The organism is Cardiobacterium hominis (assembly GCF_900637305.1).
Taxonomy (GTDB): Bacteria; Pseudomonadota; Gammaproteobacteria; order Cardiobacteriales; family Cardiobacteriaceae; genus Cardiobacterium; species Cardiobacterium hominis.
This window is the reverse complement of record NZ_LR134365.1, coordinates 1,375,641-1,393,768: the sequence shown is the minus strand read 5'-3', so window position 1 is coordinate 1,393,768 and position 18,128 is coordinate 1,375,641. Positions and strand designations below refer to the sequence as shown.

At 61.4% G+C, this 18,128-nt stretch carries 20 protein-coding genes, 1 tRNA gene and 1 pseudogene; 2 read left to right on the top strand and 20 right to left on the bottom strand.

Going from position 1 to position 18,128, the window contains the following annotated elements:
• Positions 1–39: 39 nt before the first annotated feature.
• The 16 genes from ftnA to EL199_RS06790 form a co-directional block, all read right to left on the bottom strand.
• On the bottom strand, positions 40–540 hold the full coding sequence (gene ftnA / locus EL199_RS06865; protein ID WP_040354581.1) for a non-heme ferritin: 501 nt from the start codon (positions 538–540) through the stop codon (positions 40–42).
• A 72-nt stretch (positions 541–612) separates the two neighbouring features.
• Positions 613–1,638: an A/G-specific adenine glycosylase gene (gene mutY / locus EL199_RS06860; protein WP_004139988.1), complete on the bottom strand. Its 1,026-nt coding sequence runs from the start codon at positions 1,636–1,638 to the stop codon at positions 613–615.
• Positions 1,639–1,646: 8 nt separating this feature from the next.
• Positions 1,647–2,147, bottom strand: coding sequence for a hypothetical protein (locus EL199_RS06855; RefSeq protein WP_004139987.1), 501 nt, complete (start codon positions 2,145–2,147; stop codon positions 1,647–1,649).
• A gap of 9 nt (positions 2,148–2,156) precedes the next feature.
• The gene (locus EL199_RS06850) at positions 2,157–3,011 is read right to left on the bottom strand and encodes a factor H binding protein domain-containing protein (protein WP_004139986.1); all 855 of its coding nucleotides are present in this window, start codon (positions 3,009–3,011) and stop codon (positions 2,157–2,159) included.
• A 40-nt stretch (positions 3,012–3,051) separates the two neighbouring features.
• Complete coding sequence (locus EL199_RS06845; protein WP_004139985.1) at positions 3,052–3,633, bottom strand: NAD(P)H-dependent oxidoreductase; 582 nt, start codon at positions 3,631–3,633, stop codon at positions 3,052–3,054.
• Positions 3,634–3,755: 122 nt separating this feature from the next.
• Positions 3,756–5,873 (bottom strand): ATP-dependent DNA helicase RecG, encoded by a 2,118-nt coding sequence (recG, locus tag EL199_RS06840; RefSeq protein WP_081447801.1) that lies wholly within the window; start codon positions 5,871–5,873, stop codon positions 3,756–3,758.
• A gap of 35 nt (positions 5,874–5,908) precedes the next feature.
• The gene (gene lpxK, locus EL199_RS06835; RefSeq protein WP_004139983.1) at positions 5,909–6,898 is read right to left on the bottom strand and encodes a tetraacyldisaccharide 4'-kinase; all 990 of its coding nucleotides are present in this window, start codon (positions 6,896–6,898) and stop codon (positions 5,909–5,911) included.
• 41 nt (positions 6,899–6,939) lie between these two features.
• Positions 6,940–7,425: a DUF3828 domain-containing protein gene (locus EL199_RS06830; protein WP_004139982.1), complete on the bottom strand. Its 486-nt coding sequence runs from the start codon at positions 7,423–7,425 to the stop codon at positions 6,940–6,942.
• 20 nt (positions 7,426–7,445) lie between these two features.
• The gene (locus tag EL199_RS06825) at positions 7,446–8,051 is read right to left on the bottom strand and encodes a sugar O-acetyltransferase (protein WP_004139981.1); all 606 of its coding nucleotides are present in this window, start codon (positions 8,049–8,051) and stop codon (positions 7,446–7,448) included.
• The gene (locus tag EL199_RS06820; protein WP_004139980.1) at positions 8,051–8,248 is read right to left on the bottom strand and encodes a DUF1737 domain-containing protein; all 198 of its coding nucleotides are present in this window, start codon (positions 8,246–8,248) and stop codon (positions 8,051–8,053) included. Before EL199_RS06820 ends, EL199_RS06825 begins: the two co-directional genes overlap by 1 nt.
• Before the next feature lie 59 nt (positions 8,249–8,307).
• Positions 8,308–8,835 carry a flavodoxin gene (locus EL199_RS06815; protein ID WP_004139979.1) on the bottom strand — a complete coding sequence of 176 codons (528 nt, stop codon included), beginning with the start codon at positions 8,833–8,835 and terminating at the stop codon, positions 8,308–8,310.
• 40 nt (positions 8,836–8,875) lie between these two features.
• Positions 8,876–9,748, bottom strand: coding sequence for a bifunctional methylenetetrahydrofolate dehydrogenase/methenyltetrahydrofolate cyclohydrolase FolD (folD, locus tag EL199_RS06810; protein ID WP_004139978.1), 873 nt, complete (start codon positions 9,746–9,748; stop codon positions 8,876–8,878).
• Positions 9,749–9,762: 14 nt separating this feature from the next.
• Complete coding sequence (locus EL199_RS06805; protein WP_004139977.1) at positions 9,763–10,170, bottom strand: HIT family protein; 408 nt, start codon at positions 10,168–10,170, stop codon at positions 9,763–9,765.
• A 67-nt stretch (positions 10,171–10,237) separates the two neighbouring features.
• Positions 10,238–10,546 (bottom strand): H-NS histone family protein, encoded by a 309-nt coding sequence (locus EL199_RS06800; RefSeq protein WP_004139975.1) that lies wholly within the window; start codon positions 10,544–10,546, stop codon positions 10,238–10,240.
• Positions 10,547–10,610: 64 nt separating this feature from the next.
• Positions 10,611–11,987 carry a M48 family metalloprotease gene (locus EL199_RS06795; RefSeq protein ID WP_004139974.1) on the bottom strand — a complete coding sequence of 459 codons (1,377 nt, stop codon included), beginning with the start codon at positions 11,985–11,987 and terminating at the stop codon, positions 10,611–10,613.
• 319 nt (positions 11,988–12,306) lie between these two features.
• On the bottom strand, positions 12,307–12,810 hold the full coding sequence (locus tag EL199_RS06790) for a retropepsin-like aspartic protease family protein (protein ID WP_050768044.1): 504 nt from the start codon (positions 12,808–12,810) through the stop codon (positions 12,307–12,309).
• A gap of 55 nt (positions 12,811–12,865) precedes the next feature.
• On the opposite strand from EL199_RS06790, the gene EL199_RS06785 reads away from it, so the two are divergent.
• Positions 12,866–13,540: a tellurite resistance TerB family protein gene (locus EL199_RS06785; protein WP_040354576.1), complete on the top strand. Its 675-nt coding sequence runs from the start codon at positions 12,866–12,868 to the stop codon at positions 13,538–13,540.
• Between the two features lie 53 nt (positions 13,541–13,593).
• Positions 13,594–13,670: transfer RNA gene (locus tag EL199_RS06780), tRNA-Arg, on the top strand.
• Between the two features lie 178 nt (positions 13,671–13,848).
• Here the strand turns inward: EL199_RS06780 and EL199_RS06775 are convergent.
• From EL199_RS06775 to EL199_RS06760, 4 genes and pseudogenes are all read right to left on the bottom strand, one after another.
• Positions 13,849–15,186 (bottom strand): annotated as a pseudogene (locus EL199_RS06775) (DEAD/DEAH box helicase); the annotation flags it as partial.
• Positions 15,187–15,372: 186 nt separating this feature from the next.
• Positions 15,373–16,191 (bottom strand): bifunctional DNA-formamidopyrimidine glycosylase/DNA-(apurinic or apyrimidinic site) lyase, encoded by an 819-nt coding sequence (mutM, locus tag EL199_RS06770; RefSeq protein ID WP_004139970.1) that lies wholly within the window; start codon positions 16,189–16,191, stop codon positions 15,373–15,375.
• Positions 16,192–16,239: 48 nt separating this feature from the next.
• A complete protein-coding gene (locus EL199_RS06765) occupies positions 16,240–16,707 on the bottom strand; it encodes a hypothetical protein (RefSeq protein ID WP_004139969.1) in 468 nt (155 codons plus the stop codon).
• A gap of 73 nt (positions 16,708–16,780) precedes the next feature.
• On the bottom strand, positions 16,781–18,115 hold the full coding sequence (locus tag EL199_RS06760; RefSeq protein ID WP_040354570.1) for a Gldg family protein: 1,335 nt from the start codon (positions 18,113–18,115) through the stop codon (positions 16,781–16,783).
• Between the last annotated feature and the right edge of the window lie 13 nt (positions 18,116–18,128).

Sequence of the window (18,128 nt, the reverse complement as noted above, 5' to 3'; positions counted from 1 at the left end):
ACCGCCCTTCGGGGCGGCTTTTTATATCCGGCAAATGGCTTAATTGGTCGCATCCGCCATTTTGCCCAAATCTTCGTCAATATGATAAAGGCTGATACCGGAATTTCCGGCGAGATTGAATTTGTCGAGAATGGAAGTAAAGAGGTGTTCTTCTTCATGCTGCTCGGCGACATACCATTGCAGGAAATTGAAGGAAGAATAGTCTTTTTCCTTGAAGGTTTCCTCGACCAGCTTGTTGATTTTGCTGGTTATCTCTTTTTCGTGGGCATAGACTTCTTCAAAGAGTTCTTTCAGGCTGGCGTATTCCGTTTTCGGGGCGGCAATCGCGCCAATATGCGGCATCGCGCCCGTCTCGCACAGATAGGTAAAGAGGCGCTGCATATGCTCCATTTCTTCGGCCGCGTGCGCCTTGAGGAATTTCGCCGCGCCGGGGAATCCTTTATTGTCCGCCCAGGCTGACATTTGCAGATAGACGTTGGAGGAATAGAACTCGGCATTCATTTGCGCATTGAGGTGTTTGACGATGTTTTCAGAAAGCATGGTTTGCTCCATTGTTAAGAAAAAATCCGCGGGACGCGGCGAGGAAAGCGTAGCACGTGCGAGGCAAGAAAGTCATGCGGCGGCGCGCAATTTTTCAATCAGGCGGCGCACCGGTGCGGGCAGGCCTTTTGCCAGCGCCTGTTCCTGCGCTAGCCAGTCGGCGGGACTTACGGGTGCCGCGATGCGAACCGCGAGCGGCGCGATGTGCAGGGTGTAGTGGGTGAATTTGTGGGTGATGGTCGGCAGTGTTTCGCGGGCGCTAACTGTGCCGAGCGCTTGTGCGGCGGCATCGGCTGCGGCGAGCGTGTCGTATTCGGGCAAAGACCACAGGCCGCGCCAAATGCCGTGGTCGGGGCGGCGGTAGAGGTGCAGGCGGTCGCCGCAGCGGGCGAGCAGCATTACCGTGTGTTTTTCGGGGTTGGTTTTTTTCGCGCGCTTTTCCGGCAGGGCGGCGGTTTCGTCGCGGCGGTAGGCGTAGCAGTCGGCGGCGACCGGGCATGCGTCGCAGTGCGGGCGACTGCGGGTGCAGATGCTGTTGCCAAGATCCATCAGGCCTTGGGTGTAGCGGCGCAGGGTGGCGGGGTCGTCCGGCAGGCGCGCTTCGGCCTCGTGCCAGAGGGCGGCGAGCGTCGCCGGTTGGTCGGTCGCGCCGTAAATGCCGGCATGGCGGGCAAGCAGGCGTTTGACGTTGCCGTCGAGGATGGCTTCTTTTTGTCCGTAGGCGAAGACGGCGATGGCGGCGGCGGTGCTGCGGCCGACGCCTTTCAGTGTTTCCAGTCCGGCGCGGTCGCGCGGAAACTGCCCGCCGTGTTCTCCCATGATTTGCCTGGCTGCGTGGTGCAGGTTGCGCGCGCGGCTGTAGTAGCCAAGGCCTGACCACAGCGCCAGCACGTCGTCATCAGCGGCGGCGGCAAGGCTGGCGACGTCCGGAAAGCGGGCGAGGAAGCGCGGGTAGTATTGCAGCACGGTCGCCACCTGCGTTTGTTGCAGCATGATTTCCGAGAGCCAGACGCGGTAGGGGTCGTCGCTTTGCCAAGGCAGGTGGTTGCGGCCGTGGCGGGCTTGCCAGGCGGCGAGGCGGTGGGCGAAAGGGGTCATCCGGTCGTTCAGGCGTTTTGAATCCACTCTTCCAGTTGGCGGATGGCGCTGGCGATGCCCGGCGCGTTCGCCCAGGTGGCTTCGTCCGGCGCGCCGTCGGCGCCGAAAGCGGCGTGGTCGGCGTTATCGAGGTACAGTCCGGCAATGGCGGCGACGGTCGCGGCATCGGCGTGGTTTTGTAGTTCGCGCCAGTAGTCCAGCGCGCAGGTGAAGCTCAGGTTGTTCTGCGCGGTATCGCCGGGGTAGTCGTCGCCAAGCGCTTGCGCGACTTGGTCGAGCATGTCGAGTTCGGCGCCGATGCGGCGGTCGTTCCAGTCGCGCTCTTGTATGAGGCGGCGCAGGTTGCGGTAATGCGGCTGTTCGATGGTGAGTTCTTGCGCGATTTCTTCGTCTTTCATTTGTGCTTCCAGCGCGATGATGATTTTGCGCGCCAGACGTTCGAGCGCCATCTCGCTGTGGTTTTGCATCTGCGCTTGCAGGCGGGCGAGGGTGTCTTGGTAGGTACTCATGATGGTTTCCTATTGTTTGTCTGCGCCGAAGACGGCGGTGTTTTCCGGGTACTGGCGCACGGCTTTGGCGGCAGGCAGGCTGAATTGGCCGATGATGTGCTCGGCGCGCGGGCCGGAGAGGGTGGCGTCCAGGATGCCGCCGCTGTACGGCACGAGGTTTTCCTGGCTGCGCTCGCGGTAGTGCAGGTTGCCGCTGATGCTGTTGCCAGCGAGGTTGGCGCTGATGTCGAGCGGCTGGCCGCCGACCGCAGAGAGGCCGCTGACGCTGCCGCCGACGGCGCGGCTGGCGAAATCGACGTCAAGGGCGATACGGCCGTCTTCGGCATCGCGGTAGATGACCGCGCCCGCGTAGTGCGCGCTGCCGCTGGTCGGCACGGCGGCGTAGGGCGTCGGCTGGAGGACGTGGAAATGGCGGTAGCGGTCGCCGGGCGCGTGGTAGCTGCCGAAGCTGGCGTAGGAGAGGTTGCGGTAGAGGATTTGGCCGCCGCCGGGGGTGGTGTCGCGGTATGTGCCGTTGCCGCCGTTCAGGTAATAGGGGCTGCTGCGGTCAGCGCTGGGGATGGCGGCGCAGTCGCGACAGCCGCTCGTGTCCGGGAAGTAGCGCTGGATGTTGTCGCCGTCGGTGCGTGCGGTGGTGGCGACCATGCCGTTTAGGCGGCGCCAGTTGGCGGCAGGCGGGGTGGCGCGGTTGTTGTTCTGGCTGTTTGGGTTCGGGGTGAAGCCGGGGCGGTTCGGGCTGCGGCTGCCGTAGTGCTGGGTGTTGATGTTGATGCCGGGGCCGCTCAGGGAAAGGCTGACGTCGTTACCGCCGCAGGCGCTGAGTGCGAGGGTGGTGATGAGGGCGATAAGGCGGTTTTGCTGCATGGCTGGTTTCCGGTTTGGGCGTCGCGGCATTGTCGCACGTTCAGGCGGGGAAAAGGCGCTGTAAATGCGTGGTGTAGTCGGCGAGGAAGCGCGCGATTTGCGGGTTTTTCACGACGTCGTTGCAGATATATGTCGGCAGTGGCTTCATGCCGAGAAATTCGTTGGCCTTGTGGAAGTGGAGGTAAACGGCGTCCACGCCGGCGCCGTCGAAGAAGTCGCCGGGGCGGGTGAAGGCTTCGATCGGCGCGTTCCAGGTGAGCGAGAGCATGTGGTGCTTGCCGTGCAGCAGGCCGCCGGTGCCGTAGCCTTCGGTCGGGGTGGCGCTGTGGCGGCCGTCGCTCGCAAACAGTTTGCCCGCGCCGAGGGAGAAGACGTGGTCGATGTATTCTTTGACGATCCACGGCTCGCCCATCCACCAGCCGGGCATTTGCCAGATGACGGCGTCCATCCACAGGAATTTTTCGATTTCGGCGGGGACGTCGTAGCCGTCGTCGATGTGGGTTTCCTGGATGTGATGGCCGAGGGCGGCGAGGGTGTCGCGCGCGTGGGTGTGCAGGCTGTGGTTGAGGCGGCCTTGCGACGGGCCGTAGGCTTTGCCGCCGTTGATGAGGAGGATGTTCATGGGGGCTCCGGGTGGGTTGAGAGAAGCGGGGATTATAGCGGCTGGCGGTGGTTCTTCCCCAGCTTGCACTCGCTTTGTTGGGTTACGACGCAAGCGCCTAACCCAACCTGCGCGGATACGGTTCAAGCATTGAGGTATTTTTCGCGCGAGGCCGTCCAGCGTGCGAGCAGGACGGCGCAGTAGTCGGGATGTTCTGCGCGCAGGGTGCGGGTGAGGCGTTCGGTTTCCGCGAGCAGGTCGCCGTCGCGCGGCAGGCGGGCAACGCGGAAGCTGGCTTCGCCGGTCTGCCGTGTGCCGAGCAGTTCGCCCGCACCACGGATGGCGAGGTCTTCTTCGGCGATGCGGAAGCCGTCGGTGGTTTCGCGCATGATGCGCAGGCGGCGTTGTGCGGTCTCGCCCAGCGGCGGCTGGTACATCAGCAGGCAGTAGGATTGGGCGCTGCCCCGGCCAACGCGGCCGCGCAGTTGGTGCAGTTGCGCCAGGCCAAAGCGTTCGGCGTTCTCTATTATCATCAGGGTGGCGTTGGCGACGTCCACGCCGACTTCGATGACGGTGGTGGCGACCAGCAGTTGTGCCTCGCCGGCGACGAAGGCGCTCATCGTCGCCTGCCGCTGGTCGTTATTCATGCGGCCATGCAGCAGGGCGACGCGGATGTCCGGCAGCATCATTTGCAGTTGTGCGGCGGTTGCTTCGGCGTTTTCGCATTCGAGGGTGTCGGATTCTTCGATGAGCGGGCAGACCCAGTAGGCTTGCCGCCCGGCGCGGCAGTTTTCGCCGACGCGGGCGATGACGGCATCGCGTTTTTGGTTGGAGACGACGCTGGTCTGGATGGGCTGGCGCCCGGCGGGCAGGGCGTCGATGATGGAGCAGTCGAGCTCGCCGTAGTGGCTCATCGCCAGCGTTCTCGGGATGGGGGTAGCGGTCAGGACGAGTTGGTGCACGCTGACACCGGGCGCGGTTTTGTCTTGTAATTGCAGGCGCTGGTGCACGCCGAAGCGGTGCTGTTCGTCGATGACGACGAGGGCGAGGCGGGCGTAGCGGACTTGTTCTTGAAAGACGGCATGCGTGCCGATGATGAGGTCGGCGCTGCCGTCGGCAATGGCTTGCAGGCAGGCGCGTTTGTCGGCGGCGGGCATTTTGCTGGTGAGGACGGCAACGCGCACCGGCAGCGCGCCGAGCAGGCGGCGGATGTTGGCGGCGTGCTGTTCGGCGAGCAGTTCGGTCGGCACCATGAACACCGCCTGTTGTCCGGCGGCGATGGCTTGCAGGCAGGCCGAGAGCGCAACCACGGTTTTGCCGCTGCCGACGTCGCCTTGCACCAGGCGCAGCATCGGCGTCGCTTGCGCGAGATCGGCGGCGATTTCCGCACAGACGCGGCTTTGTGCGGCGGTCAGCGTATAGGGCAAAGCGGCGCGAAACTCGCGTAGCAGCGGCGGTTCGGCGGGTAGCGCGGTGGCACGCTGTTCGCGCAGACGCTGGCGGGCGTTCTGGATGGAGAGTTGGTGCGCGATGAGTTCTTCGATGATGAGGCGGCGGCGCGCCGGATGGTTGCGCTCAAGTAGCGCATCGGGCGCGGTGCTTTCGTCCGGCTGGTGCAGGGTGGTGAGCGCGGCGGGCAGCGGGCAATAACCCATTGCGGTGAGCGGGTCGTCTGCGGGCAGTTGCGGCAGGGCGTGGGCGAGGGCGCGGCGGATGAGGTCGTGCCAGCGCGTCTGCCCCAGGCCTTTGACGGTGGGATAGACCGGATGGAGTTGCGCGGAGAGGTGCGGCGTTTCGCCGTCTGCCAGCCATTGCACTTCGGGGTGGTGGATTTGGTAGCCCTGCATCGTCCACACCGCCTTGCCGTAAAAGAGGCCGCGCCGTCCGGGGGCGAAGGCTTTTTGCTGGCTGGGGTAGAAGTTGAAGTACACGAGTTTGCAGTAATCGCCGGCGGCGTCGCGCAGGGTAACGTGCAGCATCCGCTTGCGCCGCTGGATGAGGTCGGCGTGCAGCACTTCGCCGTGGATTTGTACGGTGGCGCCGTCGCGCAGGGCGGCGATGGGGGTGATGTGCGAGCGGTCTTCGTAGCGCAGCGGCAGGTGGGTGAGTAAATCGCGCAGGGTTTCCACGCCGCAGCGGGCGAGGAGTTCGGCGGTTTTGTCGCCGTGGCTGGAGATGGCGGAGAGCGGTTGGTTGAGGGGCATGGGACGGGTCTGGCCGGAAGGAGGCGCTATTGTGCAACAGCAGGCGTTTGGCTGCATCTTGTGCCATGTGCCGCGCGCGCAGTAAACCGCATCTATACCCCCAATTTGCGCCGCAACGCGGGCAAGAGTTCCGGCGGCAGCAGCGCGCGGTAATCGACGACGTAGGTGCGCGCCTTGAGCGCCTCCGGCCAGGCGGCGGTTTTCACTGCGTCTTTTTCGCTGATGAGGAGGTTGCCGTCGCCCGCAAACGCAGCGGCATCGGCGGGAATGGCGGCGTGGTCGGGCAGACTGTGCGTCGCGGTGAGCATTGCGCCCTGCGCGCGCAGGCTGTCAAAGAAGCGTTCGGGGCGAGCGATGGCGGTCAGCGCATAGAGCGGCGCTGCGGCGAGGCTGGCGAGTGGCCGCAGCGCGCCGCCATTGAGCGGTCGCACGCCGTCGCTGGTGTACTGGAGAACGTAGCCGTCCGCCCTGCCCTGCCCTGCCCCGCTGCCTACCACCGCATCCACACTTTGCAGGCGGGAGGCACTTTCGCGCAGGGGGCCTGCGGGCATGAGAAAGCCGTTGCCAAGGCCAAAATCGGCGGCGATAACCGCGATTTCCGCATCGCGGGCGAGCGCGTAGTGTTGCAGGCCGTCGTCGGCGAGAATGAGGCGGGTGGCGGGGTAATCGCGCAGCAGCTTCGCCGCCGCCTGCGCGCGTTTGCGGGCGATCACCACCGGTGCGCCGGTGCTTTGCCAGAGAAGCAGCGGCTCGTCGCCGACGATGGCGGCATCCGGGCAGGCGGCAACGTCGGTCGCCGCAACCGCCCTGCCCCCGTAACCGCGGCTGATGATGCCGACGGCAACGCCCTCTTGCTGCAAGGCACGGGCGAGCGCCTGCACCAGCGGCGTTTTGCCATTGCCGCCGACGCTGATGTTGCCGACGATGAGGACGGGAACGGGCGCACGGTAGGCGCGCAGTATGCCCGCACGGTAAAGCGCGCGGCGGCAGGCGGTGATGAGGGCAAAGAGCGCCGCCAGCGGCAGCAGCAGGTAGCTGAGGAGTGTGCGGCGGCGCCAGAAGCGGGGGATGTCGTGCGGCATGGCGATGAAAAAGCGGGCGATGCCCGCGGGATAGCAAGGTGTTATTTGGCGCTCGCGCTTTTTTCCAAATCCACCAAACAGTTGGCAAGGCCTTCTTTGAAGGATTTGGGCTTGTGCGTTTCCTGGTCTTCTTCGAGCAGGTCTGTAATTTCGCATTGGTTTTCCGTACAGGCGAATTTATAGATGACCGTCGTCGGATCAAAATTGGTAAATTTAGCTTCTACACTTTCTTTATCCAGCGCTTTTATTTTCAGGGTTTTTTTGATGCTTTCCGCATCATAATCCTGTCCCTGAATAACAAAGTCGTAGTCGAGGCAGCCGATTTCATCGCCCGCCAGCTGCTCGTCTTTGGCAAGGAGCGCTTTTAGTTCTGCGCTGGCGTAGTCTTCAAATAGAGCCGTATTTTCTTGCACGCTGGGTTGCTGATAGGCGTCATAGAGTTTCTGCACGATTTGCGCCGGGCTTTCTTTGGGCGCGGCGAAGGCGCCGGCAGAGAGTGCCAATGCGAGTAGAAGATACTTTTTCATGAGTGACTCCTTTATGGATTTTATTCGGCGCGGATATTCCAGGCGGCGTATTGCTCGCGGTAAGCGTCGGTGATGGCGCGCAATACGCGGCAGGGATTGCCGACAGCGAGGCTGTGCGGCGGGATATTTTTAGTAACGACGCTGCCCGCACCAATGACGCTGCCCGCGCCGATGGTCACGCCGGGCAGGACGATGACGCCGCCGCCGAGCCAGACGTCGTCTTCGATGGTAATCGGCGCGGTTTGCTCCCAGCCCGCGCGGCGCAGTGCGGGATGCAGCGGATGGCCGACGGTGTAGAGCGCGACGTTCGGCGCGAACAGGACGTGGTCGCCAATGTGAACCGCGCCGCCATCCAGGATGGTACAGCCGCTGTTGGCATAGAAATGGCGGCCAAAGCGGATGCCGCGGCCGTAGTCGCAGTGAAACGGCGGGGTGATGTGGATGCCTTCCGGCAGTTCGCCGAAAAGTTCGGCAAGTAGCGCCTGTTGCGCGGCGCTGTCGCCGGGCGGGATTTGCGTGTTATAGCGCCAGAGCAGCGCGCGGCAACGCACGCGCCGCGCTTTGAGGTCGTGATCATAGGGCTGGTGCGGCGCGCCGCTGCGCATCGCTTCCCAGGCAGCACTCATCAGTAGTCCCCAAGCGGTTTGGCGGGGTCGTAGCTGTCGCCGATTTCCTTGACGACGGCCTGGCCGCAGTAGCGCCCGTTCGCGTCGCCGGTCAGTTGTGGGTCACCGTAAAGTTCCCAGCCGTTTTGCAGGGCTTCGGTGATGCGGCGGCAGAAGCTGCTGTCGTCCGGGCCAGTGAGGAAGCGGTAGATTTTCATGGGGTCTCCGGTGGTTAGCGCAGTATTGAAAATGCCCGCGCGTGGCGGGCATGGGGTCGTCAGGCGAGCAGCAGCGGGATGACTTGCGCAACCCACGCTTCCAGCCGCTCTTGTGTTTTTTCCGGCTGGCTGTCTTCGTCCAGCGCGAGGCCGATGAAGTTGCCGTTTGCCTTGAGCGCCTTGGACGAGGCGAATTTGTAATCGGCGCTCGGCCATTCACCGACAAAGGTCGCGCCTTGTGCGCCCAGTTGTTCGGCAAGCATGCCCATCGCATCCAGATAGTATTCGGGGTAGCCGATTTGGTCGCCCAGGCCGAACATCGCAATCACCGTGCCCTGGAGGTTGGCACTGGCGATTTTATCGACGACAAGCTCCCAGTCGTCCTGGTATTCGCCGTAGTTCCAGGTCGGCATGCCGAGGATGATGCGCTTGTAGAGGAACATGTCGTTCGGGTCGTCGAGGTCGATGATGTTGATCGGCACAATTTCCAGGCCGAACTTTTCTTTGATGCAGGCTTCGATGCGGTAGGCGACGTCTTCGGTCATGCCGGTGGTGCTGCCGTAGAAGAAGCCGATTTCTTGACTCATTTCAGTCTCCTGAAGGGGTTAAAACGGCGGCTATTGTCGGTTAATCGTGCGTGCCGTGCAACGCTTTCGCGCATGCCAACGTGTTGCGCAGCAGGCAGGCAATGGTCATCGGGCCGATACCGCCGGGGACGGGGGTGATGGCACCGGCGACTGCCACGGCGCTCGCAAAATGCACGTCGCCAACGAGGCGGGTTTTCTCGCCCTCGGCAATACGGTTGATGCCAACGTCCAGCACGGTCGCGCCCGCTTTGAGCCAGTCGCCACGCACCAGCTCGGGCTTGCCGACGGCAGCGATGACGATATCGGCTTCGCGGCAGCGCGCAGCAAGGTCGGCGGTGCGCGAATGGGCGATGGTAACGGTGGCGTTTGCCGCGAGCAGGAGCGCCGCCATCGGCTTGCCGACGATGTTGGAGCGGCCGATGACGATGGCACGTTTGCCGGAAAGGTCGCCGAGGCGGTCTTTCAGGATGAGCGCGCAGCCGAGCGGCGTACAGGGGATGGAAACGGGGTTGCCCGTCCACAGGCGGCCGACGTTCACCGGGTGGAAGCCGTCCACGTCTTTGTCCGGCGCAATGGCGTTTAATACCGCATCGGCGTCGAGGTGCGCGGGCAAGGGCAGTTGCACCAGGATGCCATGCACCTGCGGGTCGGCATTGAGCGCTGCGACCTGGGCGAGCAATTCGCTTTGGGTGGTTTCTGCGGGCAGGCGGTATTCGAGACTGTTAAAGCCCGCTTCTTTCGCCTGAATACCTTTGTTGCGCACATAGACTTCACTCGCCGCATCATTGCCAACGAGAACGACCGCCAATCCGGGTTGCACGCCGGTTTGCGCACGAAACGCGGCACATTCTTGCGCGACTTCGGCGCGAATTTTTGCGGCAAAGGCTTTGCCATCAATGATTTCTGCGCTCATGTTTCCTCCTTTATTTATAAGGCGGCGGCGATCGCCGCTGCGGTTTCGCGTAATTCATTTATATCGGCAGGGCCTTGCGCATGTGCGCCGAGCGTTTTGCCTTCCCAGACCGGGATAAGGTGCATATGGTAATAGAAGACGGTTTGCCCGGCGGCTGCACCATTGTATTGCACGACTTTGATGCCATCGGCAGCCAGCGCTTTTTTCTGCGCCCGCGCCAGTTTTTGGCTAAAGACGATGATATGTTGCAGCGATTCAGGATGGGCAGTGAGAAGATCGGGGGCAAAGTTTTTCGGGATAATCAGGCTATGCCCTTTACTTTGCGGGAAGGCATCCATGAAGGCAAAAAGGTGTTCGTCTTCATAAATTTTGGCGCAGGGAATTTCACCGGCAAGAATTTTGTGGAAGATGGTATCGCTCATTTTTATGCTCCTTTCGGGGTAATAAAAAAGGCACGAGATTTCGTGCCTTTCCTTGCAAGTCGCAAACTTAGATTAGCATGTCGTGTTCGCTCATGCCGTGCTCAAGGTTCTCTTTGAACCATTGCGGTTGGCGACCCATGCCACTCCAGGTTTGGCTGTGATTGTGCGGGTTACGATAACGCGGCGGCATAGCGGTACGTTGGGTGGCAGGTTTGCCGCCTTCAGCACTACTGATAAAGCGGGAAGCCTGGCGTTGGGCTTCAGCCAGAATATCGCGGGCGCGGCGTTTCTTTTGCTTGTCCACATGATTGATCAATGCTTCAAAGTCGTCATTGTTCAGGTTATCAACTTGGTTAAAGAGATCTTCAAGACTCATTTTGGTTCCTCGGTTTTTTTTAAAAGACGGGGCAATTATAGCGAGGCGAAAAGAAATGTAAAGCCTATTTTTCGTCCTGTTCCTGCAAAAGTTCATAGCGCTTTTGCAATGTGCGTGCTTTTTGTCTTTCATTGGCAGGGAGCGTCGGGTCTTTTAGTGCGCGCCCGACTTGTTCGGCTGCCAGTTTATAGTCGCCAATCAGCGCATAATATTTGGCGGTAAGCAAAAGTTGCTCGCCGCGGCGGCGTTGCCTTTCCAATAAATCCCCATAGAGATCATAATATTGCACCGCTCCCGGATCGCGCGCAATTTGTCCCTGCAACAGTTTCTCCGCCTCGGCGGCTTTGCCATTGGCGATAAGCGTGCGCGCATAGGGCATAATCAGATTTTCATTGTTTTTCCAGCGTTTCCATGCATTTTCCAATACGGCTTCCGCCTGCACCGGATCGCCATTTAATAATGCCTGTTCTCCATGCAAGCGGGCGAATAACGGATGTTTTTCTGGCGGCAAGGCGGCGAGCATGGTGGGCAATACGGCTTGGTCATTGCGGCGCTGCGCTTCCAGCACTTGCCGGTATTGCTCGGCGAAGGCGTTATCAGGGCGATAATCGCGCAGTTTATGGCGGCTGTAACGTTGAATCGCCGTTTTCGCCAATTGATAATCGAGCGGATTGCGTGCGGCGGTATGTTTTTGTGCTTTGCTGCGCTGACGGTCGGCGCGGTTTTCCGGCAAAGGGTGGGTCATGAGAAATTCCGGCGGATGGCTGCCGTTAATCATCAGTTTTTCGAAAAAGGTCGCCATTTGCGTCGCATCATAACCCGCTTTCTGCAACACTTTGACCGCGACATCATCGGCCTGCTGTTCATGCGCGCGCGAGTATTCCAGTTTCTTTTCCTGAATATAGGCCTGCGTTCCGGCAATGGTCGCCTGGGCGCCGCTGGCACTGTCTGCCGCAACGGAAACGGCAATGCCCGCCAGTAAACTAATCGCCTGCATCCAGCCGTATTTTTCCGCATTGGCAATGGAGCGGGCAATATGTGATTGATTGACGTGGCCGATTTCATGCGCAATGACGCCGGCGAGTTGGTCTTCGTTATCGGTCATGGCAATCAGGCCGCTATTGATGCCGATATAGCCGCCGCTGGTGGCAAAGGCATTGATCGCGGGTGAATCAATCACGAAGAAATGATAACCGGACGGCGCGGGCGCATAGGCGGCAAGACGGTTACCCAATTCGCGCAGGTATTGGGTGATTTCCGGCTGTTCCAGTAATTCGCCACGCTGCCGCAGTTGTCCCTCGACGCCCATCCCGATATTGCGCGCCTTGTCGCCGATGAAGATGCGTTTTTCCGGATTGCCCAGATCGGGTAATTCAAGATCGGCAGCAGAAATGCCGCAAGCGGCAAAAGCCGCGATGAAAAAGGCGAGCGGTTTGTGCATGGGAATCGTCGAAAAAAATGAATGCGCATTATATCGCCATCCCATTACGATTCCATCTACATGGGAATATGACTTTTATGCTTTCATGATGACCATCTATATAAAATGCAACGGGCGACGATTCCCGGAGAAATACGTCGCCCGTAATAGATGGTGCTTTTACAAAGACCCGATGCGCGGCAAGGGTTGTATCCGCCATGCCACAAACCCTGCGCAAAATTTAAGCAAGAAAAAAACTGTTTTCCGGACGCGGGGTAAGGATTTATCCCCGGCGCTTATACACAGAAAATGTGGATAAGTGGAAAACGCGCCAGCCCTGCTATTCCGGGGGTTGCAGCCGTAAAACCCCCGCTTCTTGGTGCCAGCGGAAATGGCGCAAAACCTGCATGCCGAGCAGCACTTCGTCGTCCATCTGCGGCATGATGAAGGCGGGTACATCTTCAAATGTCCAACCGCCGAAGGCGAGCACGTCCAGCTGCGCCAGTTGCGCTTGGGTGACGCCGTTGGCGGTGCTGACCTGCCCCGAACCGCGCCCCGTCACGCCCAACCGTCGCGCCAATGATTCGCTCAGGGCGACGCCCGTCGCACCGGTATCAAGCATGAACACTACCGGTTCGCCGTTAATCGTGCCGGTGGTGCGGAAATGGCCGTCGGCAGAGGCTTTCAGCGCCAGACCGTCGGCAGTCGCGGTCGCGTCACGGTTGGGCAGATAGGCGTCCTGCTCGTAGCGTTGATAAAAATAGAAAAAAAGAAAGCCGAACAGGAAAAACACGATTAGCGCGAAGGCGGTCGCATAACGCCGTCCCACCGGTTCTGTTTGCATAAAATCTCCCAAACATGACATGATGACCGCCCATTTACCCACACAGGAGCCTCGCATGGACTTCAACAGCATTCTAAACCAGGTACTCAACGGCGGTCAGCAAATCACGCAGCAGCGCAAAAGCGGCGGCACACTCGGCAATATTCTCGGCAACATCAATAACGACACGCTGAAAGGCTTTGGCGGCGGCGTTGCCGCGACCGGGCTGTTGTCGCTACTGATGGGCAAAAAAGGCTTTGGCAGCAACGCGCTGCAACTGGGCTCCATGGCAGCCCTCGGCGCGCTCGCCTATAACGCCTGGAAGAATTATCAGGGCGGGCAAGCCGCGCCTGCCAGCGCCGCACAAGGGCAGTTCATCCCGGCAGAAGAACGCTCGCAGGCGCAAACCGCACAGGCGAGCGAGCTGACCATCAAGGCGATGATTGCCGCCGCCGCGGCAGACGGCCGCATTGATACCGCCGAAAGCAGCGCCATTCTCGCGCAAATCGGCACGGAAAACGCCGAAGCGCGCGCCTGGCTGGAGCAGCAAATCCACAACCCGCCGACGCCGCAAACGCTTGCCGCCGAAGTGGGCAATGATCCGGCGCTGGCGGCGGAAATTTATCTTGCCTCGCGCATCGTTTGTGGCGATCTTGACCGCAAGGAAATCGTCTATCTGCATGAACTCGCCGAGGCGCTGCATCTTGACGACGCACTGGTGGAAAAACTGGAACATCAGGCCGGTTTTTGAGGCGAAAAAGCCTTTGCCCGCGTGCAGGGCTTCCAGTACAATGCGCCGCCACACTGCTCGTAGCTCAGCTGGATAGAGCGTTGCCCTCCGGAGGCAAAGGTCGGGGGTTCGAATCCCTTCGAGCAGGCCAATCTCCTTGTTGTAAAAAACATTCAACCCGCTGCAAAGCGGGTTCTTTTTTGTCTTATTTAAATGGAAAGCCCCGCGAGTTGCGGGGCTTTTTTCGTATGGCGACGGTCTTCCGTCTAAATAATAAAGAACCCCGCCGCAGCGGGGTTGCTTTTTATGTGACGCGGCTATCGTTAAACCCGGTTGCCTTTGCGGGTGTAACTGCGGTCGCCGCCTTTGCGGTCGGAAAACGGTTTTTTGCCGCCGCGTTTGCCGTCAAATTTTTTCTCGCCCGGTTTGCCGTTGCCGTAGTTCTTGCCCGGCGCGCCACGGAATTTTTTGCCCGGCTTGGTTTTCGGCTTGCTGGTGATTTTCGGCTCCAGCCCGGCGATGCGATGTTCTTCGATTTTCCGCTCCAGGTAACGGGTGATGGCGGAGAGCTGGCTGCGGTCGGCAAGGCTGCACAGGTTGATGGCGGTACCGGTGCGTCCGGCGCGGCCGCTGCGGCCGATGCGGTGCACGTAGTCTTCGACCTGACGCGGCAGGTCGTAGTTAATGACGTGGCTGATGGCGGGTACGTCTATGCCACGCGCGGCAACGTCGGTTGCGACCAGGATGTCGCATTTGCCTTTGCGCAGGTCTTCAACGATGCGGTTGCGTTTGACTTGCGGCAGGTCGCCGTGCAGGTAGCGGGCGCGGAAGCCGTTGTCACGCAGGCTGTCGGCGATTTCTTCGCTGGCGCGTTTGGTGGCGGCAAAGATGATTGCCTGTCCCATCTCCGGGTCGGCAACGAGGTGCTCAAGGATTTGGTTTTTGTGTTCGGCGTTGTCGCAGAAGTAGACTTTTTCTTCGATGTGCGCGCTTTCGACTTTGATGGCGATGCGCTCCGGCTCGCGGGTGTAGCGGCGCGCGATTTTGCCCACCGCGCCGTCCCAGGTGGCGGATGACATGATGGTTTGGCGGGTTTCGGGCAGCGCTTCGATGATGGCGTTGATGTCGTCGGCAAAGCCCATGTCGAGCATGCGGTCGGCTTCGTCCAAAACGAGCATATCGAGCGCGCCGCAGTCGATGCGTTCGTCGCGCATGTGATCCAGCAGGCGGCCAGGCGTGGCGATGATGATTTGTACGCCTTTTTTCAGGGCGCGGATTTGTCCGCCGTAGGGGGCGCCGCCGACCAGCGGTACGGAGAACAGCCATTTGAGTTCTTTGCCGTATTTGCGCACTTGTTCGTGGACTTGCAGGGCGAGTTCGCGCGTCGGGGTGAGGATGAGCGCGCGCGGGCGTTTGCCTTTTTGTTCGCTTTCGATGAGGCGGGTGAGGATGGGCAGGACGAAGGCGGCGGTTTTGCCGCTGCCGGTCTGTGCGGAGAGTTGCAGGTCGCGCCCGGCGACGGCAAGCGGGATGGCTTGTGCCTGGATGGGCGTCGGGGTGGTGTAGCCGCTGTCAGCGATGGATTTGAGCAGGGCTTCGGGGAGGTGAAGGTCGTTAAAGGTTTGCATGTGTTGTCCTGTTGTCGGGCAATGAGAATGGCAAACCATGACGACCGCAGCGCCGTTGGGGGGGTTACGAAGATGAGGGTTGCCGGAATTTTCAAATCATCGGCAACAATCAGGTGAAGCCTCGTGCTTCGGATCGCGGGCGATGTCGTCAAAGGGCGCGCATTGTACGCGAGCGCGGCGCGTTGTAAAGGAAAAGTTTTGTTTTTTCGGAATTTTGTCGCAGCGTCAGTGTTGGCAATGTGCGCAGTAAACGGTGCTGCGCCCGCCGATTGTCATGTTTTGTAGCGGGCGCTGGCAGCGCGGGCAGGGTTCGCCGCTTCTGCCGTAGGCGTTGAGGGTTTGTGCGAAGTAGCCGTGCGTGCCGTCCGGTTGGGTGAAGTCGCGCAGGGTGGTGCCGCCCTGGGCGATGGCGGCTTGTAATACTGTCTTGATGGCTTCCGCCAGGCGGTCGCAGTCGGCGCGGGTGAGTGTTGTGGCGGCGCGCGCCGGATGGATGGCACTCGCAAACAGTGCTTCGGTGGCGTAGATGTTGCCGACGCCGGTGAGGTAGCGCTGGTTCATGATGTGGGTTTTGATGGCGCTCTTTTTGCCGCGGGTTTGTGCGTAGAGGCGGGCGCCGTTGAAGTTGTCGTCCAGCGGTTCGTCGCCGAGGTTGGCAAGGCTTGCAGGCGGACGGGTCGGGTCGATAAGGGCGACGTGGCCGAAGCGGCGCGGGTCGTGCAGGCGCAGTTCGTCGCCGTTATCGAGGGTGATGGCGACGTGGTCGTGTTTTTTGTGCGGGCTGCTGGCGGGGGTGATGCGCAGCGCGCCGCTCATGCCGAGGTGGATGTGTAGCGCGAGCTCTGGCTGGTCGCTGTGCAGGATGAGGTGTTTGCCGCGCCGCTCGATGCGGGTGAGGGTGTGGCCGCTGATGCGGTTCAGCTCCGCGGTGTCCAGCGGTTGGCGCAGTTTGGCGATGTGCGCGCTGATGCTGTGGATGCGGTGGTTTTCGAGATGCGGTGCGATGCCGCGGCGGGTGGTTTCGACTTCGGGGAGTTCGGGCATGGTAGGGTTTTGTATGGTTGGGGCGGTGCTATGGCGTTTGCAGCTTTTTTATGACGGGTTTTCAGCGGCGGGATACCAGCTGGCGGGCGGTTGGGCGAGCATGGCTTTGAGGTTTTCGCTGCACAGCCAGACGGTTGTGCCGTCGTCGAGGTAGTGCGCGTGGTGGTAGGTGTTGTAGCCGCCGAGGGTGTAGGGTTTGTCGTCGAGGGTGAGGGTTAGCGGTCGCGGGTTGGGCGGCGCTTTGAGGTCGGCGAGCGGTTGCGGGCTGTGGCAGCTCGCAAGGATGTCCAGCATTTGTTCGGCTCTGCCAGGGCGGATGGGCTTGCCGTCGCCATGCCAGCCCTCTGTGCTGCGTTCGAGGGTGATGGCGCTGTCTTTTTGGGTGATGGCGATGCGCTGCACGCGAGCCGGGTCAAGGAAGCGGTCGGCGTGGTCGAGGCGGTAGTCGAGGGTGGCGAAGGCGGCGAGCAGGCCGCTCCAGAGGATGAGGGCGAGGGGGAGAAAGCGGTTTTTCATGCGATGAGGGCGGTGTGGCGGGCAAGGGCTGCGGCGCCAAGGGAACGTGAATTTGGGTGCAGGGCGGGGGCACTCAGCCATATTTCCGTTTGCGACGCCAGGCGAGCAGCAAGCCGACAACGGGCGGCATGAGCGGCAAAGCGACGATGAGGGTCAACGCCAGCGGCAGTTGTTCGGCTTCGGGCAGGGTGAGGTATTGGTCTTTGAGTTCGGGCGGGGCGATGTTGCCGTGCGCCTTGTCCGGCAGCAGGCGGGCAAAGAGGTTCTGCACGAGGGTGCTGTTGCCGCCGATGTTGAGGTAGTTGTCCTGGAAGATGTCGCTGTCGCCGAGGATGATGATGCGCTGCACTTTGTCCTGATACTGCCGTTCGAGCAGCCAGCCGAGCGCGAGCGGCCCTTTGGCCTCGTTGGCATCGGGCAGGAGGGCGGCGGCGTCCGGGGTGTGTTCTGCCCAGCTTTGGTTGTTCGTCCAGAGGAGGGCGGTGCGCGTCCAGTCGCTGGTCGGCGGGTGTTCGGGGTCTGCGGCGATGGCAACGGCAGTCGGCAAGAGCGGCGCCTGGCTGATGCCGTCGCTGACGCGGTCGTCGCCCAGGGTGTCGATGATGAGCATTTGCGGGTCGTTCAGGCCGTAGGTTTTCGCGCCGGGATCGACGATGCTGCCCTCCACGAGTTTCAGGCCGGTGAGGCTCGCCAGCCACGGCGGCAGGTAGGGGTGGCGGGTGTCGGTGGTGTAGAGGAGGTTGCCGCCGCGCGCGAGGTAGGTTTGCAGCGCGCTGCCGTGGTCTTGCGGGATGGTTTCGGGGTCGGCGATGACGAGCAGGCTGACGCTGCGCGGGATGTCGCGCGTGCGGTTTTGGTCTTGGTCGCCGAGGCTGGTTTTGGCGTTTTGGATGCGTTCGTAAGCGGCGCGCCAATTGCCGCTGCTGTCTTGCCGCCAGGCGCGTTCGCCGTGGCCTTGCAGGTGCAGGATTTGGCTGTCCGTGGTTTCGCCGAGGTTCAGGAGCGCGCTGGCGAGGCTTTGCGGGCTGGCGATGTCGATGCGTTCGCCGTGGCTGCCGTCTGTCAGGTAGAGCTGGCCTTCGCGGGTGATGTCGCGTTCTTGGACGCGCAGCGGGTCGCTGTCGGGGTTGATGAATTCGAGGTGCAGCCGCGGTTGCAGTTGTTTGTAAGGCGCGACGAGGTCGGCAAAGCCCCGGCGCTGGCGCGGGTTGTTGCGCACGTAGGCTTCGAGGGTGATGTCGCCCTTGAGGTCGCGGATGGCCTGTTTTTGTGCTTCGCTGAGTTGTAAGAGCGGCTGGTCGCGCAGGATGAGGGCGCGGTTGTCGTGCAGGCTCCACCAGGCGCTGGCGAGAAGGGTGGCGGCGATGAGCGGCAGCAGGGCGGTGTAATATAGGGTCTGTTTTTTCATCTGGCTATTTTAG

What these genes read in the sequence shown, in the direction of transcription:
- ftnA (WP_040354581.1), bottom strand. Translation starts at nt 540, where the DNA reads ATGCTTTCTGAAAACATCGTCAAACACCTCAATGCGCAAATGAATGCC.
- mutY (WP_004139988.1), bottom strand. Translation starts at nt 1,638, where the DNA reads ATGACCCCTTTCGCCCACCGCCTCGCCGCCTGGCAAGCCCGCCACGGC.
- EL199_RS06855 (WP_004139987.1), bottom strand. Translation starts at nt 2,147, where the DNA reads ATGAGTACCTACCAAGACACCCTCGCCCGCCTGCAAGCGCAGATGCAA.
- EL199_RS06850 (WP_004139986.1), bottom strand. Translation starts at nt 3,011, where the DNA reads ATGCAGCAAAACCGCCTTATCGCCCTCATCACCACCCTCGCACTCAGC.
- EL199_RS06845 (WP_004139985.1), bottom strand. Translation starts at nt 3,633, where the DNA reads ATGAACATCCTCCTCATCAACGGCGGCAAAGCCTACGGCCCGTCGCAA.
- recG (WP_081447801.1), bottom strand. Translation starts at nt 5,873, where the DNA reads ATGCAGCCAAACGCCTGCTGTTGCACAATAGCGCCTCCTTCCGGCCAG.
- lpxK (WP_004139983.1), bottom strand. Translation starts at nt 6,898, where the DNA reads ATGCCGCACGACATCCCCCGCTTCTGGCGCCGCCGCACACTCCTCAGC.
- EL199_RS06830 (WP_004139982.1), bottom strand. Translation starts at nt 7,425, where the DNA reads ATGAAAAAGTATCTTCTACTCGCATTGGCACTCTCTGCCGGCGCCTTC.
- EL199_RS06825 (WP_004139981.1), bottom strand. Translation starts at nt 8,051, where the DNA reads ATGAGTGCTGCCTGGGAAGCGATGCGCAGCGGCGCGCCGCACCAGCCC.
- EL199_RS06820 (WP_004139980.1), bottom strand. Translation starts at nt 8,248, where the DNA reads ATGAAAATCTACCGCTTCCTCACTGGCCCGGACGACAGCAGCTTCTGC.
- EL199_RS06815 (WP_004139979.1), bottom strand. Translation starts at nt 8,835, where the DNA reads ATGAGTCAAGAAATCGGCTTCTTCTACGGCAGCACCACCGGCATGACC.
- folD (WP_004139978.1), bottom strand. Translation starts at nt 9,748, where the DNA reads ATGAGCGCAGAAATCATTGATGGCAAAGCCTTTGCCGCAAAAATTCGC.
- EL199_RS06805 (WP_004139977.1), bottom strand. Translation starts at nt 10,170, where the DNA reads ATGAGCGATACCATCTTCCACAAAATTCTTGCCGGTGAAATTCCCTGC.
- EL199_RS06800 (WP_004139975.1), bottom strand. Translation starts at nt 10,546, where the DNA reads ATGAGTCTTGAAGATCTCTTTAACCAAGTTGATAACCTGAACAATGAC.
- EL199_RS06795 (WP_004139974.1), bottom strand. Translation starts at nt 11,987, where the DNA reads ATGCACAAACCGCTCGCCTTTTTCATCGCGGCTTTTGCCGCTTGCGGC.
- EL199_RS06790 (WP_050768044.1), bottom strand. Translation starts at nt 12,810, where the DNA reads ATGCAAACAGAACCGGTGGGACGGCGTTATGCGACCGCCTTCGCGCTA.
- EL199_RS06785 (WP_040354576.1), top strand. Translation starts at nt 12,866, where the DNA reads ATGGACTTCAACAGCATTCTAAACCAGGTACTCAACGGCGGTCAGCAA.
- mutM (WP_004139970.1), bottom strand. Translation starts at nt 16,191, where the DNA reads ATGCCCGAACTCCCCGAAGTCGAAACCACCCGCCGCGGCATCGCACCG.
- EL199_RS06765 (WP_004139969.1), bottom strand. Translation starts at nt 16,707, where the DNA reads ATGAAAAACCGCTTTCTCCCCCTCGCCCTCATCCTCTGGAGCGGCCTG.
- EL199_RS06760 (WP_040354570.1), bottom strand. Translation starts at nt 18,115, where the DNA reads ATGAAAAAACAGACCCTATATTACACCGCCCTGCTGCCGCTCATCGCC.